This window comes from Gilliamella sp. ESL0254, assembly GCF_013344985.1.
Lineage (GTDB): Bacteria > Pseudomonadota > Gammaproteobacteria > Enterobacterales > Orbaceae > Gilliamella > Gilliamella bombicola.
Genome location: NZ_JAAEDU010000005.1, coordinates 107424 through 130314, shown reverse-complemented (window position 1 = coordinate 130314; position 22891 = coordinate 107424). Strand labels below are relative to the sequence as shown.

General features: G+C 35.1%; 22 protein-coding genes. 11 read left to right on the top strand and 11 right to left on the bottom strand.

What is annotated here, in order from left to right:
- The first annotated feature begins 466 nt into the window (after nucleotides 1-466).
- The gene (pgi, locus tag GYX25_RS10365) at nucleotides 467-2116 is read left to right on the top strand and encodes a glucose-6-phosphate isomerase (protein WP_174787330.1); all 1650 of its coding nucleotides are present in this window, start codon (nucleotides 467-469) and stop codon (nucleotides 2114-2116) included.
- Nucleotides 2117-2205: 89 nt separating this feature from the next.
- Here the strand turns inward: pgi and crr are convergent, their stop codons facing one another.
- The 4 genes from crr to GYX25_RS10345 all read right to left on the bottom strand — a co-directional run bounded on the left by crr (nucleotide 2206) and on the right by GYX25_RS10345 (nucleotide 5256).
- Nucleotides 2206-2709, bottom strand: a complete 504-nt coding sequence (gene crr, locus GYX25_RS10360) for a PTS glucose transporter subunit IIA (RefSeq protein ID WP_091350771.1) — start codon at nucleotides 2707-2709, stop codon at nucleotides 2206-2208.
- Between the two features lie 9 nt (nucleotides 2710-2718).
- Nucleotides 2719-4446, bottom strand: coding sequence for a phosphoenolpyruvate-protein phosphotransferase PtsI (gene ptsI, locus GYX25_RS10355; protein WP_174787329.1), 1728 nt, complete (start codon nucleotides 4444-4446; stop codon nucleotides 2719-2721).
- A 52-nt stretch (nucleotides 4447-4498) separates the two neighbouring features.
- Nucleotides 4499-4756, bottom strand: coding sequence for a phosphocarrier protein Hpr (gene ptsH / locus GYX25_RS10350; RefSeq protein ID WP_091350776.1), 258 nt, complete (start codon nucleotides 4754-4756; stop codon nucleotides 4499-4501).
- 137 nt (nucleotides 4757-4893) lie between these two features.
- Nucleotides 4894-5256, bottom strand: coding sequence for a hypothetical protein (locus tag GYX25_RS10345; RefSeq protein WP_091350778.1), 363 nt, complete (start codon nucleotides 5254-5256; stop codon nucleotides 4894-4896).
- Between the two features lie 124 nt (nucleotides 5257-5380).
- Between GYX25_RS10345 and GYX25_RS10340 the strand changes: the two genes are divergently transcribed.
- The gene (locus GYX25_RS10340; protein WP_174787328.1) at nucleotides 5381-5923 is read left to right on the top strand and encodes a UPF0149 family protein; all 543 of its coding nucleotides are present in this window, start codon (nucleotides 5381-5383) and stop codon (nucleotides 5921-5923) included.
- 37 nt (nucleotides 5924-5960) lie between these two features.
- Nucleotides 5961-7277: a Xaa-Pro aminopeptidase gene (pepP, locus tag GYX25_RS10335; RefSeq protein WP_446718923.1), complete on the top strand. Its 1317-nt coding sequence runs from the start codon at nucleotides 5961-5963 to the stop codon at nucleotides 7275-7277.
- A 123-nt stretch (nucleotides 7278-7400) separates the two neighbouring features.
- Here pepP and GYX25_RS10330 read toward each other — a convergent pair whose 3' ends face one another.
- A complete protein-coding gene (locus GYX25_RS10330) occupies nucleotides 7401-8237 on the bottom strand; it encodes a TonB family protein (protein ID WP_167349352.1) in 837 nt (278 codons plus the stop codon).
- Between the two features lie 154 nt (nucleotides 8238-8391).
- On the opposite strand from GYX25_RS10330, the gene ispB reads away from it, so the two are divergent.
- Both ispB and GYX25_RS10320 read left to right on the top strand, forming a co-directional pair.
- Nucleotides 8392-9378, top strand: coding sequence for an octaprenyl diphosphate synthase (gene ispB, locus GYX25_RS10325; RefSeq protein WP_160403987.1), 987 nt, complete (start codon nucleotides 8392-8394; stop codon nucleotides 9376-9378).
- A 107-nt stretch (nucleotides 9379-9485) separates the two neighbouring features.
- Complete coding sequence (locus GYX25_RS10320; protein WP_174787326.1) at nucleotides 9486-10367, top strand: EamA family transporter; 882 nt, start codon at nucleotides 9486-9488, stop codon at nucleotides 10365-10367.
- A 115-nt stretch (nucleotides 10368-10482) separates the two neighbouring features.
- Here GYX25_RS10320 and ffh read toward each other — a convergent pair whose 3' ends face one another.
- Nucleotides 10483-11850, bottom strand: coding sequence for a signal recognition particle protein (gene ffh, locus GYX25_RS10315; protein ID WP_174787325.1), 1368 nt, complete (start codon nucleotides 11848-11850; stop codon nucleotides 10483-10485).
- A gap of 189 nt (nucleotides 11851-12039) precedes the next feature.
- On the opposite strand from ffh, the gene GYX25_RS10310 reads away from it, so the two are divergent.
- The 6 genes from GYX25_RS10310 to galU all read left to right on the top strand — a co-directional run bounded on the left by GYX25_RS10310 (nucleotide 12040) and on the right by galU (nucleotide 16084).
- Nucleotides 12040-12423 (top strand): RidA family protein, encoded by a 384-nt coding sequence (locus GYX25_RS10310; protein ID WP_091350795.1) that lies wholly within the window; start codon nucleotides 12040-12042, stop codon nucleotides 12421-12423.
- Nucleotides 12424-12696: 273 nt separating this feature from the next.
- Entirely contained in the window at nucleotides 12697-13890 is a 1194-nt protein-coding gene (locus GYX25_RS10305) for an amino acid aminotransferase (protein ID WP_174787324.1), read from the top strand.
- Between the two features lie 43 nt (nucleotides 13891-13933).
- Nucleotides 13934-14065, top strand: coding sequence for an entericidin A/B family lipoprotein (locus tag GYX25_RS10300; protein WP_370516545.1), 132 nt, complete (start codon nucleotides 13934-13936; stop codon nucleotides 14063-14065).
- A gap of 55 nt (nucleotides 14066-14120) precedes the next feature.
- Nucleotides 14121-14630 carry a hypothetical protein gene (locus tag GYX25_RS10295; protein ID WP_174787323.1) on the top strand — a complete coding sequence of 170 codons (510 nt, stop codon included), beginning with the start codon at nucleotides 14121-14123 and terminating at the stop codon, nucleotides 14628-14630.
- Between the two features lie 2 nt (nucleotides 14631-14632).
- A complete protein-coding gene (locus GYX25_RS10290; RefSeq protein ID WP_091350807.1) occupies nucleotides 14633-15151 on the top strand; it encodes a DUF2569 domain-containing protein in 519 nt (172 codons plus the stop codon).
- Between the two features lie 18 nt (nucleotides 15152-15169).
- Entirely contained in the window at nucleotides 15170-16084 is a 915-nt protein-coding gene (galU, locus tag GYX25_RS10285) for a UTP--glucose-1-phosphate uridylyltransferase GalU (RefSeq protein WP_174787322.1), read from the top strand.
- Between the two features lie 90 nt (nucleotides 16085-16174).
- On the opposite strand, the gene GYX25_RS10280 is transcribed toward galU, so the two are convergent.
- The 5 genes from GYX25_RS10280 to GYX25_RS10260 all read right to left on the bottom strand — a co-directional run bounded on the left by GYX25_RS10280 (nucleotide 16175) and on the right by GYX25_RS10260 (nucleotide 22528).
- Nucleotides 16175-16528, bottom strand: a complete 354-nt coding sequence (locus GYX25_RS10280) for a hypothetical protein (protein WP_091350813.1) — start codon at nucleotides 16526-16528, stop codon at nucleotides 16175-16177.
- Nucleotides 16529-16628: 100 nt separating this feature from the next.
- Nucleotides 16629-19199, bottom strand: coding sequence for a tetratricopeptide repeat protein (locus tag GYX25_RS10275; protein WP_174787321.1), 2571 nt, complete (start codon nucleotides 19197-19199; stop codon nucleotides 16629-16631).
- Nucleotides 19200-19259: 60 nt separating this feature from the next.
- Nucleotides 19260-19871, bottom strand: coding sequence for a hypothetical protein (locus tag GYX25_RS10270; RefSeq protein ID WP_174787320.1), 612 nt, complete (start codon nucleotides 19869-19871; stop codon nucleotides 19260-19262).
- The gene (locus GYX25_RS10265; protein ID WP_141683374.1) at nucleotides 19871-20509 is read right to left on the bottom strand and encodes a hypothetical protein; all 639 of its coding nucleotides are present in this window, start codon (nucleotides 20507-20509) and stop codon (nucleotides 19871-19873) included. Before GYX25_RS10265 ends, GYX25_RS10270 begins: the two co-directional genes overlap by 1 nt.
- Before the next feature lie 6 nt (nucleotides 20510-20515).
- Entirely contained in the window at nucleotides 20516-22528 is a 2013-nt protein-coding gene (locus GYX25_RS10260) for a WG repeat-containing protein (protein WP_238786105.1), read from the bottom strand.
- Nucleotides 22529-22891: the final 363 nt, after the last annotated feature.

Here is a 22891-nt window from a genome sequence, read left to right as displayed (position 1 = left end):
ACTCAGAAGTGAAACGCCGTAGTGCCGATGGTAGTGTGGGTATTACCCATGTGAGAGTAGGGTGCCGCCAGACTTTTAAATTAGAGAGAGCCCAGCAGTGATGCTGGGCTTTTTTGCTTTTGTGGTTATCTTAATTTAGCTTTATTTTATATTGAATAACAATATTTAGTTAATTACATCATTTTATTTAACTACAAAACACTATTAACCTTACCACCTAATAATATCAATTAGAACCTGACCAAAAGACATGTTCATTAACTATTTTCATCTAGTAATAGTAAACATGGATTTTGAATATTTTAATCTAATAAAAATCAGTCAGAAAAGGTATTGATTTTATTTAATTTTTTATTTTGTTGTTTTTTATAAAAATAATTTCATTTTAATCGATAAGATCCTTATCTTGCATCATGTTAGGCATAGTTATATCATGGCTAGAATCCCATATTATTAAGGAATAACTATGTTAAAGTCAATTGACCCAACTACTACTGCGTCTTGGAAATCACTCCAAGCTAGTTATGAAAAACACCATACCAAAACCATTGCCCAGATTTTAAAAGAAGAATCCCAACGTGTTGAAAAGCTCAGTATTCGTTTTGAAGATGAGTTTTTGGTTGATTTGTCAAAAAATCTTATAACGCAAGAGACGCTAGCATTACTTTATAAGCTTGCTGACGAATGCGATCTGACTGGCGCAACGAAGGCTATGTATAGTGGCGAGAAGATTAATCGCACCGAAGACCGAGCGGTATTACATGTAGCGTTACGCAATGTATCGAATACCCCAATTTATGTTGACGGTAAAAATGTGATGGATGATGTTAACGCTGTCTTAGCTAAAATGGAATCATTCAGTAAAAAAATTATTAGTGGCGAGTGGAAAGGCTATACCGGCAAGGCGATTACGGATGTAGTGAATATTGGAATTGGTGGTTCTGACCTTGGTCCACATATGATTACTGAAGCGTTACGTCCTTATAAAAATCACTTAACTATGCATTTTGTGTCGAATGTTGATGGGACGCATATTGTTGAGGCGCTGAAAGATTTGGATCCTGAAACGACGTTATTTTTAGTGGCTTCTAAAACCTTTACTACGCAAGAAACAATGACTAATGCGCAGACTGCACGTGCATGGTTACTTGATGCTGCTAAGGATGATAAAGCTGTTGCGTTGCATTTTGTTGCGTTGTCAACTAATGCGAAGGAAGTTGAAAAATTTGGTATTGATACTACCAATATGTTTGAATTTTGGGATTGGGTTGGTGGACGTTATTCGTCATGGTCTGCGATTGGGTTATCGATTGTGTTATCCATTGGGTTTGATAACTTTAAGCAATTTTTGGCAGGCGGTCATGCGATGGATAAACATTTTCAAAGTGCGCCAATCGATAAGAATATCCCAGCTTTACTTGCCTTAATAGGTATTTGGTATAATAACTTTTATGGTGCCGAAACCGAGGCTATTTTGCCTTATGATCAGTATATGCACCGTTTTGCTGCTTATTTTCAACAAGGGAATATGGAGTCGAATGGCAAGAGTGTAGATCGCAATGGTCATAAAACACCTTATACCACCGGTCCAATTATTTGGGGTGAACCGGGAACAAATGGTCAACATGCTTTTTATCAGTTAATTCATCAAGGTACTAAACTTATTCCTTGCGATTTTATTGCACCGGCGATTAGCCATAATCCTGTTGGCGATCATCACCCTAAATTGCTATCTAACTTTTTTGCTCAAACCGAAGCGTTAGCTTTTGGTAAAACAAAAGAACAAGTCGAGCAAGAATTTATTGCTGCAGGTAAGACGCTTGATGAGGTGAAGTCTATTGTTCCGTTTAAGGTTTTTGACGGTAATAAGCCGACGAATTCGATATTAGTGAAAAAGATCACACCTTATACTCTCGGTGCATTGGTTGCGATGTATGAGCATAAGATATTTACTCAGGGCGTTATTTTGAATATCTTCAGTTTTGATCAATGGGGTGTGGAGCTTGGCAAGCAATTAGCAGGCCGAATTTTACCTGAATTAGCGGACGATAAACCTGTAAATTCTCATGATGATTCAACCAATAATTTAATTAACCAATACAAGAAGTGGCGTTAGGTTGTTTTAGCCAATTGGTGAGTTTATTTAGATAAAAGAAAACCTTCAGTTTAGGCTGAAGGTTTTTTTATGTGGAAGAATGTGTTTGCTTATTTTTTTATTCGCATTATTGGGGTTTTACCTGCTTCGACAGAGCCTGATAATTTGGTTAACTCAACGACTGTTTCCATATTTGAAATGACCACAGGTGTTAACACTGATTTGGCTTTGCTTTCAAGTAGTGGTAGATCGATTTCAATAATGGTATCGCCTACTTTTACCTGTTGGCCTTCTTCTGCAATTCTAGTAAAGCCTTCACCTTTTAGTTCTACGGTATCAATACCAAAGTGAACAAAAAGTTCAATGCCTTCATCTGATTCAATAGCAAAAGCGTGGTTAGTTTCGAAAATTTTGCCAATTTTACCATTTAATGGTGCAACGATTTTATTCCCTGATGGTTTGATTGCAACACCATCACCAACGATTTTTTCAGCAAAAACCACGTCTGGTACATCTTCGATTTTGACAATTTCACCACTTAAAGGGGCAATAATCTCGATGCTGTTTTTATTATCATCAGATACGAATTGCTTAATTTTATCGAATAGACCCATTATTGTCTCCTAACAGATTTGCTTTTCATTAGCATAATTTTCAATTAAATCAATAACTTCTTTTGAGGTTGCTTTTTCTAGTACAGTATCAGCAAATTTTTTCGCCTCTTCATAGTTAGTGTTACGAATTAATTTTTTAATTTTAGGAATAGATACGGCACTCATACTAAATTCATCAAGTCCCATACCCAGTAATAGAATTGTGGCTCTTTCATCACCAGCAAGCTCGCCACACATACCTGTCCATTTTCCCTCTTTATGAGAAGCATCTATAACCTTTTTAATCAGTGTTAACACTGAAGGTGAAAATGGATTATAAAGGTGAGAGATCAATTCGTTACCACGATCAACTGCAAGCGTATATTGTGTTAAGTCATTGGTTCCGATACTAAAGAAATCTACTTCTTTGGCTAAATGATGTGCAATTACGGCAGCTGCTGGAGTTTCAATCATTACACCGATTTCAATATTTTTATCGAATGCTTTACCTTCGGTATTTAATTGTTCTTTAAGAATATTGATTTCAGATTTTAATGTGCGAATTTCTTCCACAGAAATAATCATTGGGAACATAATGCGTAATTTACCAAATGCTGAGGCACGTAAAATTGCGCGTAATTGTGCATGAAGAACTTCTTTGCGATCTAAACAGATACGAATTGCACGCCAGCCTAAGAATGGGTTTTCTTCTTTTGGTAAATGCATATAAGGCACATCTTTATCACCACCAATATCCATAGTACGGACAATGACGGATAAACCATTGGTAGATTCGGCTACTTCTTTATAAGCTTTAAACTGTTCTTCTTCATCAGGATAGGCTTCGCGGTCCATGAATAGGAATTCAGTACGGTATAGACCAACACCTTCATAGCCGTTACGTTCCGCACCTGCAATATCACGCACAGTACCAATGTTGCCACAAATTTCTACTTGGTGACCATCAAGGGTGACTGCAGGTAGATCTTTCAATTTAGCCAATTCTTCTTTGTCGTTAATATATTTAGTTTGAACTTGTTTTAATTTTTCTTGAGTGGTGTGATCTGGATTGATATAAATGGCATTATTTATAGCATCCAAAATAACAAAATCCCCTTGTTTGATTGCTTGAGTTGCATTAGATGTACCAACAATAGCAGGGATTTCTAATGAGCGAGCCATGATAGAGGTATGTGAAGTTCGTCCACCTGCATCCGTAATAAAACCTAACACCATTTCCAAGTTTAGCTGAGCTGTTTCCGATGGTGTTAAGTCAGTTGCAACCAAAATACAAGGTTGACTAACTGCACTTAAATCAACGATTTCGATACCTAAAATATTTTTAAGTAATCGTTTTCCAATATCACGAATATCAGCAGCACGTTCTTTTAGATATTCATCATCTAAATTTTCTAATTCTTTAGCTTGAGTTTCAAAAACTGATTGAACCGCGGCATCAGCAGTCGAATGTTTACTTTGGATACGAGAAATGACTTCTTGTTCAAGATCCTCATCTTCAAGAAGCATAATATGACCCTCAAAAATGGCTGCTTTATCTTCGCCTAGCGTAGATTTTGCTCGTTCCATAATCGCATGCAGTTGTTTGCTTGATTTTTCTCGAGCTTCTTTAAAGCGCTCAATTTCAGCGTCAATCTTGTTATCGAGAATTTGTCTATTATTGATAACAATAGGCTCTTCTTTTAATAATAGCGCTTTAGCAAAAGCGATACCGGGGGAAACAAGTGTACCTGATACCATAACATTTAATCCTTATTCAATTTTAAAACCGTTCATATCTAATTGGGAGAGATTATTCTAATTCTGGAATTAGTTTTACTAGATGTTGTACAGCTTCTTTTTCGTCTTCGCCTTCGGCAGAAATGCTAATTGTTGTCCCTTGTGTTAAACCCAACGTCTGTAATTTAAATAGACTTTTAGCACTTGCACTTTTTCCATCAGATGTGACAGTGATTTCTGCATTGAAGTTTTTGGCTTCTTTAACAAATTGCGCAGCAGGGCGAGTATGAAGGCCGTTAGATGCAGTAATGGTGACATCTTGTGTGTACATATTTTTTTACTCCCAAAATATTTTTATTTCAGCGACCAATATAAATAAAAACTGCCTGAAAGGCTAGTAAGATTTCATTGTTCTTTTATATTGAGTCAATTGTATTAGCTATAATTTATAATAATAGCCATATTTTATCAGTATCGGTAGATACGAGTGACTTTGTCACTGCAGTTTTTAAATTCTACCTGCCCATGGATTCCATGTTTAATATTTTCAAAAACGATTTCTTCACTACCATCAAGCTGTGATACGTGAATTTCTTCTTTGCAGAAAGTTTCGAATCGTTGTAATTCTTGTTCGCTATTACCTAATTTATACGATTTAGGTAAATCTTGGCTGGTTACATTGGTATGTATTTTATCTTGTACATCAAGAATAATGATGCCTTTATTGGGTAAAAATGAACTACAGGACGCTAACGATAATGCTAATCCTGAAAGGCATAATAGACATAATCGTTGCAGAGGCAACTTCGCAATTAATCCTACAATGTTCAAAATAATTCCTTTATAAAGCACAGTAACCTGTTTATTATTTATAATTAGATACGGATTATATACTAATAATCGAAGAAAGTGCATAGTGCATTTTTAGTGATGTGACAAGATTAGGGTGGAGTTTATGTCTGATACTATTAATTATGATGAATTTAATCGTCAACTAGTCCAAAATAAAATAGGTATTACCGCTGCTGAGTTGCATGGTTTTCTTTCTGGTATCTTAGCTGGTGGTAATCATGATGAGAGCTGGCGTTCATTAGTTAAAGATATGTTGAATAATGGACAAGTGTTTGACGCGTCGTTAGATGAGCAAATTAAAAACCTCTATCATTTAACTAAACAACAGTTTTTTAATGAAAACTTTGAATTTGAACTGTTACTCAGTAGCCATGATCTGTTTGCGCAAATCGATGATTTGGTTGGTTGGGTTAACCATTTTTTGCTTGGTATTGGTCTTGCGCAACCCAAAATTAATCGCCTTAAAGACGATGTTGGCGAAGCAATTTATGATTTACGCCAAATTGTGAAATTAGGTTATGACGAAAGCGACGATGAACAAGAGCTCGGTTTTGCATTTGAAGAGATTAAAGAGTATGTTCGCATAACGGCTATGCTTTGTTTCGATGAGTTTAATGAGATGGATATCTCCCCAACAATTCATTAAGATTAATAATTATACCTCTATTAAGGTCATGACAATGATAAACAGTAATATCAAAATAGAACTTTTGGCTCGCAGGGAAAAGCTACTTTCCCAAATGGCAACAAATAGTATTGCACTTTTTTTTGCTGCTCCAGAAATGGCGCGCAGTAATGACACACATTATCCATATAGGCAAAATAGTGATTTTTGGTATTTTACGTTTTTTGCTGAACCAGAAGCGGTATTTGCTGTTGTCAAACAACAAGATAATATACCTAAATATGTCTTATTTAATCGTAAAAAAGAGCGGTTAGCCGAAACGTGGACAGGTTATCGGTTAGGACAACAGGCAGCATTAGATGCTATTTGGGTTGATGAAGCTTATCCATTTGATGAAATTGATACTGTATTACCCAATTTATTAAATGGTAAAACAATCATTTACCATGCCGATCAACAGTATGCATATGCTGATAATTTTGTTGATAATGCAATGAGGAGGTTGCGTCAAGGTTATAGAACGAATCTTTCTGTACCCAATTGCATTATCGATTGGCGACCGATAGTGCATGAAATGCGTATGTTTAAATCAGACTTTGAAATGGCTATTTTACGTCAAGCTTGTCAAATTAGCGCAAAAGCGCATATTCGTGCTATGCAAAAATGTAAGCCGACCATGTTTGAATATCAACTGGAAGCTGAAATCTTACATGAATTTGCTTGGCATGGCGCACGCGCTCCTGCTTATAATACTATTGTCGGTAGTGGTAATAATGGCTGTATATTGCATTATGAGAATAATAATGAACAGTTAAAAGCGGGCGATCTAGTCTTGATTGATGCCGGCTGTGAGTATCAATATTACGCGGGGGATATAACTCGTACCTTTCCTATTAATGGTCAATTTAGTCAAGCTCAGCGTGAAATTTACGATATTGTTTTAGCATCACAATATCAAGCCATTAAGTTATTAAAGCCAGGAACTTCTATTATGGAGGTGAATCATTATGTCGTTAGAACAATGGTCGAAGGTTTAGTCAGATTAGGTATTATGCATGGCGATATTGATACTTTAATTGCTGATAAAGCTTATAGCACATTTTATATGCATGGTTTAGGACATTGGTTGGGGATTGATGTGCACGATGTGGGTAGCAATCGAGATCGAATTTTAGAGCCGGGCATGGTGTTAACTGTGGAGCCGGGTTTATATATTAATAAAGATGCCGATGTGCCAGCGCAATATAAAGGTATCGGCATTCGAATTGAAGATAATATCTTAATTACTCAATCAGGAAATGAAGTTTTGACCAGTGATGTCCCTAAAAGTCCTGAGGAGATTGAAAAACTGATGGGGAACAAACTTGCTCATTAGCCATGTTGTTGCTGTGATTTTTAGGTGATTACCATTTTATAGCCGCTGCCATTTATTCACTATACAGATGCTATAGAAATGAGTGTTATAGCATAGGTGTTACAGCGGTTTTATTTGTTGTAATTAATTTAAACTAATTGATTTATCGCGATTGAAGATAATTTTTATTTTCAGATCTTTGGCTGCAATTGGTTTATATTTCCACGTTTTCATGGCATTAATGACAGAACGATTAAAAATATTATTAGGATTTGCTTCAATAATACGAATATTTTCAACGTGTCCATCACTGTTTACATCAAACAGTGCTACTACATAGCCTTCTACGCGCATATCGAGGGCTCGGCGTGGGTATTCTGGTTGATTTCTCCTTATTGGTGAAGGGGTGCCAGAATATTGACGGCTATCTGAAATTTGTGGAGCTACAGAAGTATTAGCAATATTTTCGTTAATCACTTCTTGTCTCACTTGCTTATGCGATGCTTTTTGAATTGGTGGGGCCTTTTTCTTCGGTTTTGGTTCTTTTTGGGTTTCAATTTTCTTTTTGGGTTCAATGGTCGGTTTATCGGTTATTTTTTCAATAATGGATTCTGTTTTTTCTTCTTTAACTTCAGGTTCGACAATTGGTTCAATAACCGGTTGTATTGGTGTTTCTTCGATCTTTTGGTTATCAATAAGTTCGCTATTTTCTATCCCTTGAATATCTGGTTTATCTTCTACTAGGGATTGTTCTGGTGCTGCCAACAGTGATAGATCAACCATGACAGCTTTAATTGAATTATCACCTTCGTCGACTACGATATTTTGGGCAAGTAAGACAGAACTAAATAATAGCGCAAATAATACAAGATGAGACAGTACAGAAACTGATGCACATACATAGGCATTTTGGGTCTTTTTTTTAGTTGGGCTTAAAGGCGCCTTGGTATCATCGATGTCTATATCAAAGTTAATCTTCATAATGATTATCATTTTCAACTTAAGGGAATTATTCTAAATGAAAATGCTTATCATTTGTAGTCTTTTTTAAAATATGATAGATGACACCTTGTTGCCTAATAATATTTATCAGATAATAGAAAATAAATATCAATTGTTTATAGTGGTTAGGCTGATGAATACTCCATCAATGAATCAAATACTCGATCTTGTTAAAGAAGATCTTATTAAAGTTAATAAAGCTATACAGGCAGAGCTAAGTTCTGATGTGGCTTTAATTAATCAGTTGGGCAATTATATTATTAGTAGTGGTGGGAAGCGCATACGCCCCGTTATTGCATTATTAATTGCCAAAGCACTCAATTACCAAGGTGATAAACATATTATCACCGCAGCTTTTATCGAATTTATTCATACAGCCACCTTATTGCATGATGATGTTGTTGATGAATCGGATTTACGCCGTGGTCAATCAACGGCAAATGCGCTTTTTGGTAATGCTGCTAGTGTACTTGTAGGTGATTATATTTATACACGCTCTTTTCAAATGATGGTGCGTACAGAATCGTTCAAAGTCTTAAAAATTATGTCGACTGCTACCAATGTGATTGCTGAAGGAGAAGTACAACAACTCATTAATTGTAATGATCCTGATATTACCAAAGAACAATATTTAGAGGTAATTTATCGCAAAACGGCTCGTTTATTCGAGGCAACCTCGCATTCTGCTGCTGTGCTAGCTGGTGCAAATGAAGAGCAAGAGTTGGCTTTACAGGAATATGGTAAATATCTAGGTACGGCCTTTCAAATCATCGACGATCTTTTAGATTATAGCGCTGATAGCAATCAAAAATTGGGTAAAAATTTAGGGGATGATCTTAATGAAGGCAAACCGACCTTACCTCTTTTACATGCGATGCATCACACTAAAAATTTTCAAGATGCGGAATTAATTCGCCAAGCAATAAAGCAAGGTAATGGACGTAACTTATTAGATCGTATTTTACAAATTATGGATGAATGTGGTTCGCTTGATTTTACGTTACAAACCGCTCAAAAAGAAGCGCAAAAAGCGTTTGATGTTATCGCTATTTTACCAGATTCGCCTTATAAACAAGCGCTACAAGCTCTTGCCTTATTATCAGTGAAAAGAGAAAACTAATAAGTCAGTTTTTTATGTGCGCTTCTATGATTAAGCGCATCGTTTTCTGAAATTTTTATCATGAGTTTTATTCCAATAACTTCAAAGTTTGATTATGGTGATTATTTATGCTTAAAAGGTCTTGGCCTGTTTTGTTAATTTTTATTTCGATGATTTCAGTTCAAGGCAGTGCATCTATCGCTAAACACCTATTTCCCGTATTAGGGCCAGAGGCAATGACAGCTTGGAGATTGTTTTTTTCGGCAATTATGTTGATTTTTATATTCAAACCATGGCGTAAATCAATGACAAAGCAGGCATTGAAATATATTTTTTTGTATGGAATTTCAATTGGTTGTATGAATTTAGCATTTTATAACGCAATTGCAAGAGTGCCTTTGGGGGTTGCTGTGGCTATTGAACTCACGGGGCCGATTATGGTCGCAATGTGTTCTTCACGCAAGTTACTTGATTTTATTTGGCTTAGCATTGCTATTGTTGGTCTTTTCATGCTGTTGCCATTTTATCAAGTGTCAGACAATTTAGATCCTATAGGGATTTTATTTGCACTGTTAGCTGGAAGTGGTTGGGCGTGTTACATTTTGTTTGGACGTAAAGCTAGTACGCTTTATGGTGCATCAAGCGTCGCTGTTGGGTCGGTGATTGCTACGTGCTTTTTATTTCCTATTAGTATTTTGCAAAGTGGAAGTACAATGTTTTCGTTGGAATTGTTGCCTCTGGTTTTCGTGGTTTCGTTATTAGCATCGGCGATTCCTTATGGATTAGATATGATTGCTTTACCAAGATTACCAGCGCAAACATTTAGTACACTAATGAGCTTGTCGCCTGTTTTTGCAGCGCTTTCTGGATTAGTAGTTTTGCATGAGCAGTTAACCACCAATCAGTGGCTAGCCATTATTTTTATTATTATCTCATCAATAGGCACCGTGCTAACCATGAGTCGCTCAGTAAAGATTAAATTGGTTGAACCAAACCCAGAAAATAAGTAACAAGATTAAGTTATTAAAATTAATATCGCGCTGTTTATCCGCGCGATATTTTTATAGAAAGTTTATACAAAGATAGCGATGACTATTGCTCATGAAAAAATTGATTTATGGCGTATTAACGAGGTGGGAACCCCATTCCTCCCCCCATCAGTCCTTTCATTTGGCGCATCATTTTCATCATGCCACCGCCTTTCATTTTTTTCATCATTTTCTGCATATCTTCAAACTGTTTTAATAGTTTGTTGACATCTTGCACTTGTGTGCCCGATCCATTTGCAATACGGCGTTTACGTGAACCTTTGATGATTTCTGGGTTGGCGCGTTCTTTTAATGTCATCGAACCAATAATGGCCTCCATTTTGATAGTGATTTTATCATCCATCTGCGCTTTGATATGATCAGGAAGTTGACCAACACCAGGTAATTTAGCCAACAGAGTACCCATTCCACCCATATTACGCATCTGTTTGAGTTGGTCTTGAAAGTCATTAAAATCGAACTTATCGCCTTTTTTCAGTTTTTTAGCAATTTTTTCTGCTTTTTCGCGATCGACATTATGTTGCAACTCTTCAATCAAAGAGAGTACATCACCCATACCTAAGATACGCGAAGCAATACGATCGGGGTAAAACGGCTCTAAAGCGTCAGTTTTTTCACCCATACCTAAGAATTTTATCGGCTTACCAGTAATATGACGAATAGATAGCGCCGCACCACCACGCGCATCGCCATCAACTTTGGTTAAAATTACACCGGTAAGTGGCAAAGCATCATTGAACGCTTTAGCCGTATTGGCAGCATCTTGCCCGGTCATGGCGTCAACCACAAATAATGTCTCAATTGGATTAATGGCTTGATGAAGCGCTTTGATTTCATCCATCATGTCGTTATCAACATGCAAACGACCCGCAGTATCGACAATAAGTACATCAAAGAATTGTAATTTTGCATGAGAAATAGCTTTATTTACAATATTGACCGGTTTTTCAGTAATATCAGATGGAAAAAACTCAACATCAATCGCTTTAGCCAGTGTTTCTAACTGTTTAATTGCCGCAGGTCGATAAACATCGGCAGACACCACAAGTACTTTCTTTTTCTGTTTTTCTTTTAGAAATTTAGCCAGTTTAGCAACGCTAGTTGTTTTACCGGCACCTTGTAACCCTGCCATTAACATAACCGCAGGTGGTTGGGTTGCCAAATTGAGTGAACTATTGACTTCCCCCATTGCACGGGTAAGTTCATCTTGAACTATTTTGATAAATTCTTGACCTGGTGTTAGACTCTTGCTGACATCTAATCCAACAGCTTTTTCTTTAACTTGATTAATAAATTCACGAACTACTGGCAGGGCGACATCAGCTTCAAGTAATGCCATACGCACATCGCGTAGCGCATCTTTAATATTGTCTTCAGATAGTCGTCCACGACCACTGATATTGCGAAATGTCTGTGATAAACGGTCGGTTAAATTCTCGAACATATTAACTCTCGTAATAAATAAAAAATTGTAATTATCATATCAGAAAATTTCAATAAGTCCCACGATCATAATTTTGCGCCGGCTTGACAGCAAATTGCGATCCTGTTGAAATGAGGACAAACAAGAAACAAATACCTTAACCATTTTAGTTATTAAAAAGTTGGGTAGATTAAATAAGGAGAACAGAGTATGGCAAAAGTAATTAGTACTGACAAAGCACCAGCTGCTATTGGGCCTTATGTTCAGGCCGTCGATTTAGGTAATATGTTATTTGCCTCAGGACAAATCCCACTGAACCCCACCACAGGTGACATGCCAAGTTGTGTGAAAGAACAAACCAAACAAAGTTTAGCCAATGTTAAAGCGATTGTCACTGCGGCCGGTTATCAAGTCAGTAATATCGTCAAAACAACTATTTTTTTAGCTGATATGAATGACTTTGCCGCGGTAAATGCGGTATACGAAGCATTTTTTACTGAAAATAATGCCTCTTTCCCTGCTCGCTCTTGCGTACAAGTTGCTAGAATTCCTAAAGATGCTAAAGTCGAAATTGAAGTTATTGCTGCTAAATAAATTTGCTTACCCAATTAGCACCAAAAGGTGCTAATTTTTGTCAAAAAGTTTTAGAAAACCCTACGTTTTAGTATAAAGAAGCGGGTTAAAACACATTATATTTTTAGTTGTCCCATTGCTTACTTTTTATTATCAAAAATACAGCCATTTTCTAACCAAAAATCAAATTAATTATTTATTGTTAAACTGTTATTTAATGATTGATTGCCAATAAAGTTGGTGCAATAATCTACAAATATTTATTGTTGTTTTTGTGCCAATTGGATTGTGATCATGTTTGAAAAAGTAGAGTCGTATGCAGGGGATCCCATTTTATCGTTAGTCGCTGAGTTTATGAATGATAGCCGAGATAATAAAACCAATTTAAGTATTGGTTATTATTATGATGACAACAGCGTTGTTCCCCAATTACAATGTATAAAAACTGCTCGTGATGATATTTATCATCTCAATCAAGGTGCACAATTGTATTTGCCAATGAGTGGCTTGCCAACGTATTGCCAATCAATTCAGTCTCTATTATTTGGTGAAGACCATTCGGCTTATAAAGATAAACGTATAGCAACGATACAAACATTAGGTGGTTCAGGCGCCCTTAGAGTAGGGGCTGATTTTTTATTTCGCTATTTCCCAAAATCTGAAGTATGGGTCAGCGATCCAACATGGGAAAATCATATCGCTATTTTTAGTGGTGCAGGGTTCAAGGTAAACAAATATCCCTATTTTGATGAGCAAACTTGTGGTGTAAAATTTGAAGCAATGCTTGAAACATTAAATCAATTACCGGCTAAAAGCATTGTGTTACTTCATCCTTGCTGCCATAACCCGACAGGTTCTGATTTAACACATACGCAGTGGGATAAAGTAATCGAGGTGTTAAAGGCCCGTGATCTTATTCCATTTATGGATATTGCTTATCAAGGTTTTGGTGAGAGTATTGACGATGATGCCTATGCGATTCGCAAAATGGCAGATACAGGATTGTGTGGATTTGTCAGTAACTCATTTTCGAAAACATTTTCACTCTATGGTGAACGTGTTGGGGGATTATCCGTTTTATGCGATAACAGTGACGTCGCTGCCTGCGTATTAGGGCAGTTACAAGCCACCGTTCGCCAGAATTATTCAAGCCCAGCAGCTTATGGTGCGCAATTGGTGAGTTATGTATTAAATCATCCAGAGCTTAAAGCGCAATGGTTTAAAGAAGTCGAATCAATGAGAAATCGCATTGTAACTATGCGTACAATGTTGGTTGAATTATTAAAAACTGCTGCACCTAACCGTAATTTTGATTATTTGGTTAAACAGCGAGGCATGTTCAGTTATACCGGTTTTAGTAAAGAGCAAGTTACACAATTGAAAGATAATTTTGCTGTTTATTTGGTGGGCAGCGGAAGGATGTGTGTAGCGGGTTTAAATCACCATAATATCTACCGTGTGGCAGAAGCATTTGCTACATTAAAATAATCATATTACTAAAGGAGTATATTGTATGTTCCATAAAATGTTAATGTTGATATTTGGTATTGCTATGACAACACTTGTTGTTGGATGTAACACTGTTAAAGGTGTTGGTCAAGATGTTCAATCTGGCGGAAAAGCCATTTCACATACTGCCGAAAAAGTGAGTGATAAAATGTAACTAAGGTTATATATGCCTAGCAATATTTCCGTTTTTAACTATTTTTAGAGTAAAAATGTTACGTATTTTACCTATAGTTACATTATTTTTTCTTGTTGGGTGCGGTTCGTTAAACTATCGAACTGCACCTTTAGCGCTGGAAAATTGCCAGTATTCAAACCTATCGGGTATTGAATTTTTATTGAATAAACTCCCCTCAAATATACAAAATTATCAGCATGTTTATATTGCTCAGAGCCGAGCAAGCAAACATTTACCAAGTAGTTATGCCGGAATAAAAGGTAAATTAACCGATCAAATTTTGGTGCGAGATTATCCTAAAGAAACATTTTGGCGAGCACCAAATTTGTTCGAAAGGGCTTCTTTGTACGATGATGGATACGATGATCTTTACATCAGCAAAGCTCAAAAAGAAGCTCGTGACCGTAAAGCCAAATTCGTAGTAAGACAAGCACTGTTACAGAACTGCCAAATCGTTTATATCTCTATTGATTCTTTAGCCAAAGATAGGGATAATCCTTTACTCATCGAATCTAATGATTTATCAATCATTAAACAGGAATAAAAATGATAAAGGGAAAAGAACTTAAAGGATTAGGCGGTTGGCTAATTTTAGTTGGTATTGAATTAATTTTTTGTTTTATTTTTATTGGATATGTTACTTTTTCTAGACTAAATGCGATTAATTTTATCGGCGTGTGGACACAATTATTGGATCCCTACTCGGAAATGCACACAATTCATTTGGGTCTGTTTATTTTAGGTGACATGGGGCTAAATTGTTTATTTTTGCTTTTAAACGCTTATATTCTATTTTTATATTTTACTAAAAGTTATAAATTTCCTAACTTTTTTATTATATTTAGTAGCAGTTTTATTGTTTTTAAGCTAATTCAAAGATGTTGGTATCTTTTTATAGTGTTACCATTTGAAGTTAAATTCGAGTTTTCTTTTATAAAAGATATTGTTATAGCAATCATTTATACCTGTATTTGGATTGCTTATGTGTTAAAGTCAGTGCGAGTCAAAAATACATTTGTTAATGGTCGCCGTAGTGACGGTACCTATAGCTCCACTGTTGGTTAATTGTATTAAGGAAATAAAATGACATCAAATTTAGAAAGTTCAGCAAGTAGAAAAGTCAAAAAAGCGGTTATCCCTGTTGCCGGTTTGGGTACGCGCATGTTACCTGCAACTAAAGCAATTCCAAAAGAGATGCTTCCGGTTGTTGACAAACCACTTATTCAATATGTGGTTAAAGAGTGTATTGCAGCTGGTATAACTGAGATTATTTTTGTGACTCATTCATCAAAAAACTCAATTGAAAACCATTTCGATACTAGTTTTGAATTAGAGGCTATGTTAGAGGCACGTGTTAAACGTCAGTTATTGCAAGAAGTACAAGGCATTTTACCTAAAAATGTCACAATAACCAGCGTTCGCCAAGGTTTAGCTAAAGGACTGGGGCATGCGGTATTATGTGCATATCCTTTAGTTGGCGATGAGCCGTTTGCTGTGGTTTTACCTGATGTGATTATTGATGAATACGAAAGTGATTTGACCTGCGATAATTTAGCGGCAATGATCAATAATTATCATGAAACCAAACATAGCCAAATTATGGTAGAGCCAGTGCCAAAAGAGCTAGTTTCTTCTTACGGTATTGTTGACTGCCGTGGTGAAACGTTATCTGCTGGTAATGTTGCACAAATGTATAGCGTTGTTGAAAAACCACCTGTTGAAGAAGCGCCATCAAACCAATCGGTAGTTGGACGCTATGTGTTATCTGAAAAAATTTGGCCTTTACTTGCCAAAACACCATTAGGCGCAGGTGGTGAAATTCAATTGACCGATGCAATTGCCATGCTACTTGAAGAAGATAGTGTTGATGCTTATTGCATAAAAGGTCGTAGCCACGACTGTGGTAATAAACTCGGTTATGTGCAAACCTTTGTTCAATACGCAATGCGTCACAAAAGTTTAGGTAAAGATGTTAAAGCATGGTTAAAGACGCTTTAGTTTTAATAACATCAAACAATATTAAAAAGACGCAGTTTGCGTCTTTTTTCATGCTTAAATTTGAATATTTTATTAATATCAATTTTACCTTTAAAAAGGTATGCAATTTTCGCGTATATTTTGTAGCTCCTTTGGACTATCTTCATAATAGTCTATTTCGGATATTTTAATGCGCTTTCCATCGTATTCAATAGAATCAATACAATTGAATACGATGGGATTCTGATAATAACCAAAAAATTGAGGTGTAACATAAGTAATTTTAATATTTTTTGGCTGTTGAGATACTGGCTGTTGAGATACTGGTTGACTAGCAACAAAAGCATTACTTTTAAAAAAATAGTAGCCACCACTAATAACCAATACTAGAAAAACAGCTCCTAATACCCAAAGTACTTTGTGGCTAATTGATTTACTTTTTTTTTCAATAACAATATTACTCATATCTTATTACCTATATTAACTCACTATCACAACACGAGCCTGCATTGAATGCGACGGTTTGATTTATTTGTTTTAGTTAAGCATTATCATACTTAGCTAGTTATTCATTTATATCTAAATGTGTTAACGGAAGAAAACGATATAAATTACGATATTTGCTTAATATGTTATTCACTTCTGCTTGTTGTTCTTCGGTTAATTGAGCACTGATTTGCGCTACTTTTGTTGTTGCTTGGGTTTGATTATATTCAACTAACAAACGATACCAAACTAAAGCTAACACATTATTTTGAGGGATTTCTTTACCTTGCTCATGCATTTGTGCAAGTTCAAACCATATTTTATAAATATCAGTCGAGGATAATTTTAAATTTGCATAAAAGTATTTTGAGAAGCGATTTTTTTGATAGTATTCGCTAATTTCAGGATCTAAATGGTACTGACTTAAATCATTTTGTAATAAAACTAACTTAGTATATTCAAACGTATTAATATTTGCATTTTCATAATAAAAAGCTAAAAGCCCTGCAGCAGCAGGGCTGCCTGATTTTAGTGATGTTTTTAGATAAGGTAGCACGGTATTATTTGGCAAAGTAACCTGTTTTTGTGCCAGTTCAAAAATTGCATAAGGATTATTAGCTGCAACTTGAGCTTTAAGCATTGCATGAAATTGTTCATATTGTTTTGACAATTTGTAATATTGTGTTTTTAAAAATGCTTTCTTTTTATCATTTTTATTACTGCTATCAATCCAACTAAAGAGCAACTCTTTCTTAGGTGTACAAATAAAAGAATTTGCACCGTTATTCATTTGACTTAACAACTCACCTTGTGCAAAAGTATCACCATTAGCTGCAAGTGACAATGCGGCTTTACAACCTTGATACGTTTTTAGCCCATTCCCATTTGAATCATGTCTTATTTGGTGATATGTGGCTTTATCGTTTTGGTTCTCTTCGCTTTGAGTTTGTAACCAATCCATTCCATCAACCATAACCGTTGGGGAACGGTACACTTGTTGATGGTTAAGGTATTGGGTTGTTAACCAATCAAATTCAGGATGAGATTTATCAATCGTGATCAAAAAATACTGAGCAGGTTGATAACCTTGCTTAGCTGCCAAATCAAGATATTGCCAAGCCTCATGATAACTTTGCTCAACGCCTTTGCCTAAATAATAAATGATACCTAGCCGATAATTTGCTTTTGAATTACCTAATTCAGCCGCTCGTTGGTAATAGGTTATTGCTGTCTTTTCATCCTCAAGAATAAAGTCATATAACGTACCAAATTGATAAAGCACTGTCGGATTGTTGGGTTCAATTTTTAATGCTGATTGATAAAGATCTATCAATTCATTAGTTGTTTTACCTTCAATATTTCTAGCATCACGATAAAAACCATAAGCCATTTGCTGTTGTTGGGCAAGTTTCAGCAAAAGAGGAATAGATTCAAATTCACGTAAGAGAGCATAACTCTCAACTTGAAGTGTTTCGACTAGATCTTCTATCAGTTTTTCATAAAAAACTTCTTTATCTTTAGGGTTATCTGCAAAAACAACGTCGATAACCTTTTGGGCTTTAGCAATATCAAAGTTGTTGATATAAAATGGCGTAATAACTTGATGTAAAAATTGATTTTGCAATGACATATCAGTTGAAGATGTAACATATTTATATTTTTTTAAGTTCATCTGATAGTCTGTTAGGTCATCTTGGTACATGCCTAAATGATAATATTTTATTGCTTCTCCAATATCCTTTTCTACACCTAAACCATTTAAATAAAACCACCCTAACTGGAAAGCTGCTATTTGTTTAGACTCTTTTGATATGTTAGATTGCTCGGCTACTTTTAATAACCATTTTGCTGCCCAAAGGTAATTAGGCGTATCTAATTTAGAACCGTCGGGTTGCCCACCATCCAAAAAGTAATTAGCCATTTGCATTGACGTATCTAATGTTTTTTCATCAACAAATTTTCCGGTATTATTTGCTGTATTTTCAAGCCAGTAGAGCGACTTTTTGGGGTCATTGAGCTTATCTTGATAGAGTTTATAAAGTTGATATTGTGCAAGATTATAAAATCCCCAATCGGTACTTGTGCTAGCTATTTTATAATGCTTGATTGCTTTAGCATAATCGGCTTTAACCTCTGTCCCCTCGTGATAAAGCAATCCTAACCAATAATGGGCTTCGCCGACGCCAATTTTTTTACCATTTGGCTGTGCTAACCAAAATGTACCTTCAACGATTCGAAATTTTGCTTTATCTGGAATCGGTGAGGCAGCCCTTTCTAACCAATAAAGCCCTTTTTTAATATCTTTAGGCACCAATTCGCCTTTAATATAAGCAATACCTAAATCTTTTTGGGCGATAGGGTATAAGTTTTCGGCCGATTTTGTTAAAAACTCAATATATTTATCGGCCGATTTATCGCGGCAACCTGACAATTTTTTATCATGATGACTAAAATATAACTGATCAGTTTGACAATAATAACTATCGTTTTTTGTTAAAGGGCTATAAGCCTCAGCGATTTTATATTGGGCAACGCTGTCTTTCTTTTCGATAGCTAAATACCAATCTTCTTGATAGATGACGCTTGCAAATGTACAATTTGGGAAAGCCAAAAATATGGCCAATAAAAAAAATACTTTTATATTATTCATTTCATTATGTCTTGCTTGTTCAAGTTTAAATTACAAAATAGATAATGATCTTCCATCAATTTAGCGAGGTTGGATTAATGGAGTTTTATCAACTTCAAACGAAGAAAAATATAAACTAGGTTGATAATGAATTGCCTTTGCATCATAAAGCCGTTCGGTGTTCAGCGAAGGAGTTATATAATATTGTGTAAGGCGTTTATCTTTTGCCCAGTCAGGAATATCGCTAAATGAATAATGATAATAGACCAATCTTGATGTTCTACTGCGTTGATTATACCTTGTTGGACTCGATTCAGTTTTATACACATCATTGACTTTAATGTTGCCAAAACAAAAACCGCCTTTTTCTGGATTAAAATACGTTTTACCTTCTTGGGATAATCGATATCTTGTGGCATAAGTTAATGACCCATCCAACTTGGTTATGGATAATTTACGTTTAGTTAATAAGTTTAAATCGACAAAAATATCTACTAGTTCATCATTCAGATTATCTTCAACGATATTGTCATCAAAAATATCTTTAGGAAATGGTCTTACTTCTTCAGGTAAAGAATAACACAATGGTTGATTCTTATTGATTATCGATTGTAATTCATCTTTATTAATGTTGTTATCACAAGCCACAAGCGACAAACCACAAAGCAACATAAATAGTGTTTTTAATTTCATTATTGATGCCATCCTTCGTAGATGTGGGTAATTAAACCAATTCCTGACACGCTATAAAGCTGATTGTTTTTATCTAAACTAAATGTAGCGATTGCGGTCTTTGATGGATTATTAATATACGAATTTTGTTTTGATAAAATAGGCTCAATATTGGCAGGAAAATCTTCCACTTTATATTGGTACTCAACAGTAACATAATTACCATCTTTATCGGTTTTGCTTATTTTTTCAACCGTGACCTTACCAAAACAAAAACCAGAATGCCGTAATTTAGGCCAAGTTTTATAGTAGCGTTTCCCTTTTTCAGTGAGGTGATAAGTGTATCGATAATCTTTCTCAAAGTGACTTCTCTCTTTGATCGTCTCATCAACTAATTCGGCATCGACCGCCATCAATAGAGGCTCTGATACTAAGACAGAATAATCAAAGTGATAAGGGAAATTATCAATGCGTGTAAATACAACGCATTCAACGGGTTCACCATTCTCATTAATTGCATCAAAACGTTGTTGAATTTCTTTTTGCCACTGTTCAGATGTTAAATTAAGTGTCGCATCAGCACGTGACTGATTACTAACGATGGTTAACATCAATGCCATACATAACTGACAAGATGATATATATTTCTTAAATTTCATAAAGTTTTAACGCCCTATACCTGTATCAGAATGATAATAAAATGGTTCAAAAAACAATGCATTTTGCAAGTTAGTTAATTCTTCTGAATCATTTTGTTGTTCTGTTGCATCAATAAGTTCAGTTAATGATATTGGAAAGCAACGTCCCTTATTCAGATAATCAAAATTTGCTATAGAAAGAGCCGAATCTGTTAACGCAAATTGACTACAGCGATAAACAGGTTGCTTATCAAATTGATATTCTGGTCGTATTTTAATTTGCTTAGCCCAATCAAATTCCATTAGCGCAGAATTAGCTAACATATTGTTAGGCGGGGTGGTTAAAACAATCATATGATCTTTAACAAAAATGACTTGAGCAATAATTTGACCGGTAATAACTTCTTGTCTGTTATTTTCGCGGATACGTTCAAAGATATAACGATAACCAAATTTCATTGTGTGGTTTTCAACATCTAATTGTGGCTCTATTAACCATTCAAAATGTTGATAGCGATTGCGGTAATTTATCACTTTGCGTTGTAAATTATTTTTTATTTCTTGCAGACGTTCAGGATTATCAAATTGCTTTTTTTCTGCCTTTAAATCAATATAGCCAACATTATGTACAGAAATACACAATTGATTATTATTGCTATATGCTGGCATCAAAAAACGATTACAGTTTTTTTCAAGTGAAGGCCACTCATAATAAATATAACCATTTGGTATAGTTAAATCAGCAATATCTTTAATATTAACCGTTTCAGGGCCGGCTAAATAGGTTTCATTTTTGGTATGATTGATTGTATTGGTGTTTTTATCATTTTGTTTTTTAGTGACAAAATAATTGGCAATTTCACCGATTTTATCTTTGGGAATGTCAACGACCTTATATTTTTTATCCATCCAAGTATCTATTACCACCGATTCATCAACATATCGGTTTAATAAGCACTCTTTTTCAATGTCTAAAGGCCATACAATGTTATCTTGGGTATCTTTCAAAACGATCAAATCTTGCTTACAAGCACTGTTTTGAGTTTCATCGATTTTATCTTCATAGAATAAAACATGACCATCCTGATCCAAAATTTTGGTTAAAAATCCCCCATCTTTATAGTCTTTTTCTGGTAATTTGGTTTTAGCATAAAACAGCACATGATCACCGACTTGAACGGTACTATAGTCATCGTATTTGTCGAGAGTTTCACCTGTAGCATTAATTAAACGATACTTATCTTCATTACTATCCTTTTTAACCCAACTTACCGAACCATAAAAAGGGGCAACTTGATAAAAACTATTTTCATAGAGCATTGTCCCTTCGTAATCGTAAAGTTGATATACCATATAATTATCTTGATAATTTTGCACCCAAAAATATTGACCAGAAAGATCTACATTATTATCAAAATGATAGCTATTCATCTCCCATGCTCGTTTACCGATATCCACTTCTTTACCGGTTTTTTTATTAATAAGATATTTGCTGTTATGTTTGTCACACAGCTGCATGATTTTATCGAGGGTGGCGTCTTGGCAATGTGGATTGTATTTGGTGCTTAGCTCATTGGGATTCTTGCTGACAAATTGCCCTTGCAAGTCAATATACCCCCGTTTATTATCTTGCGTTTTTACTTCGGCGTAACCATTATTAAATGGATTGATTTTTTTATAATAAACGCCTTTGGGGGTAATTAAATGACCATCGGTATCAATTAAAACCGATACCTCGGTATCTTGATAGTAATAAGCAATTCTTTCATTACCTAAATACGTTAACGACCCACCGGGTTTGAAAGTTAAAATATCACCCTGTTTATCAAAAGAATATTCAAAGTTGTTAACTTGATTAAAATTATTAAAAAAAATATCATTACTTTTTTGTATAATCCAATAATGATCCCTATAAGTTATTGAGTTTCCATCCCCCTCATTATTGACAATCACCTTACCGCTACTATCAAGTAACAAATTCTTATAAGGTATATAAAGTCTTGCATCATCAGCATACGACGACATTGAAAAGCAAGCCAAACTTATTAGATATAAAGCGCTCTTTAATCTTTTTCTTATCACTTATTTATTTCCCTTCCTCAGTAATAACAATATTCCATTTATTCATTATTTACGGTGAGCGTTTATTGAATAACGGTAATAGTAAAATTAATGATTATTTTTATTAACATCTAATTCTAAAATAAAATAAGGTTAATTTCTTGTTATTTTTCAAATATAATTTTTGAAAATGGCGTATGGTTTTTATTAGGGGGGCTTTTCTATAAAAAAACACGCTATTAAATGCTCAAAAATCGGTCAGAAAAGGTATTGATTTTATTAAAGTTTTTATTTGGCGATTTTTAGCCAAAAACCACCACCCAACCCCCTCCTTCCAAAGCA

Bases quoted from the DNA above. Each gene is read 5' to 3' on its own strand.
- pgi (WP_174787330.1), top strand. From the start codon at position 467: ATGTTAAAGTCAATTGACCCAACTACTACTGCGTCTTGGAAATCACTC.
- crr (WP_091350771.1), bottom strand. From the start codon at position 2,709: ATGGGTCTATTCGATAAAATTAAGCAATTCGTATCTGATGATAATAAA.
- ptsI (WP_174787329.1), bottom strand. From the start codon at position 4,446: ATGGTATCAGGTACACTTGTTTCCCCCGGTATCGCTTTTGCTAAAGCG.
- ptsH (WP_091350776.1), bottom strand. From the start codon at position 4,756: ATGTACACACAAGATGTCACCATTACTGCATCTAACGGCCTTCATACT.
- GYX25_RS10340 (WP_174787328.1), top strand. From the start codon at position 5,381: ATGTCTGATACTATTAATTATGATGAATTTAATCGTCAACTAGTCCAA.
- GYX25_RS10330 (WP_167349352.1), bottom strand. From the start codon at position 8,237: ATGAAGATTAACTTTGATATAGACATCGATGATACCAAGGCGCCTTTA.
- ispB (WP_160403987.1), top strand. From the start codon at position 8,392: ATGAATACTCCATCAATGAATCAAATACTCGATCTTGTTAAAGAAGAT.
- GYX25_RS10320 (WP_174787326.1), top strand. From the start codon at position 9,486: ATGCTTAAAAGGTCTTGGCCTGTTTTGTTAATTTTTATTTCGATGATT.
- ffh (WP_174787325.1), bottom strand. From the start codon at position 11,850: ATGTTCGAGAATTTAACCGACCGTTTATCACAGACATTTCGCAATATC.
- GYX25_RS10310 (WP_091350795.1), top strand. From the start codon at position 12,040: ATGGCAAAAGTAATTAGTACTGACAAAGCACCAGCTGCTATTGGGCCT.
- GYX25_RS10305 (WP_174787324.1), top strand. From the start codon at position 12,697: ATGTTTGAAAAAGTAGAGTCGTATGCAGGGGATCCCATTTTATCGTTA.
- GYX25_RS10300 (WP_370516545.1), top strand. From the start codon at position 13,934: ATGTTGATATTTGGTATTGCTATGACAACACTTGTTGTTGGATGTAAC.
- GYX25_RS10295 (WP_174787323.1), top strand. From the start codon at position 14,121: ATGTTACGTATTTTACCTATAGTTACATTATTTTTTCTTGTTGGGTGC.
- GYX25_RS10290 (WP_091350807.1), top strand. From the start codon at position 14,633: ATGATAAAGGGAAAAGAACTTAAAGGATTAGGCGGTTGGCTAATTTTA.
- galU (WP_174787322.1), top strand. From the start codon at position 15,170: ATGACATCAAATTTAGAAAGTTCAGCAAGTAGAAAAGTCAAAAAAGCG.
- GYX25_RS10280 (WP_091350813.1), bottom strand. From the start codon at position 16,528: ATGAGTAATATTGTTATTGAAAAAAAAAGTAAATCAATTAGCCACAAA.
- GYX25_RS10275 (WP_174787321.1), bottom strand. From the start codon at position 19,199: ATGAATAATATAAAAGTATTTTTTTTATTGGCCATATTTTTGGCTTTC.
- GYX25_RS10270 (WP_174787320.1), bottom strand. From the start codon at position 19,871: ATGAAATTAAAAACACTATTTATGTTGCTTTGTGGTTTGTCGCTTGTG.
- GYX25_RS10265 (WP_141683374.1), bottom strand. From the start codon at position 20,509: ATGAAATTTAAGAAATATATATCATCTTGTCAGTTATGTATGGCATTG.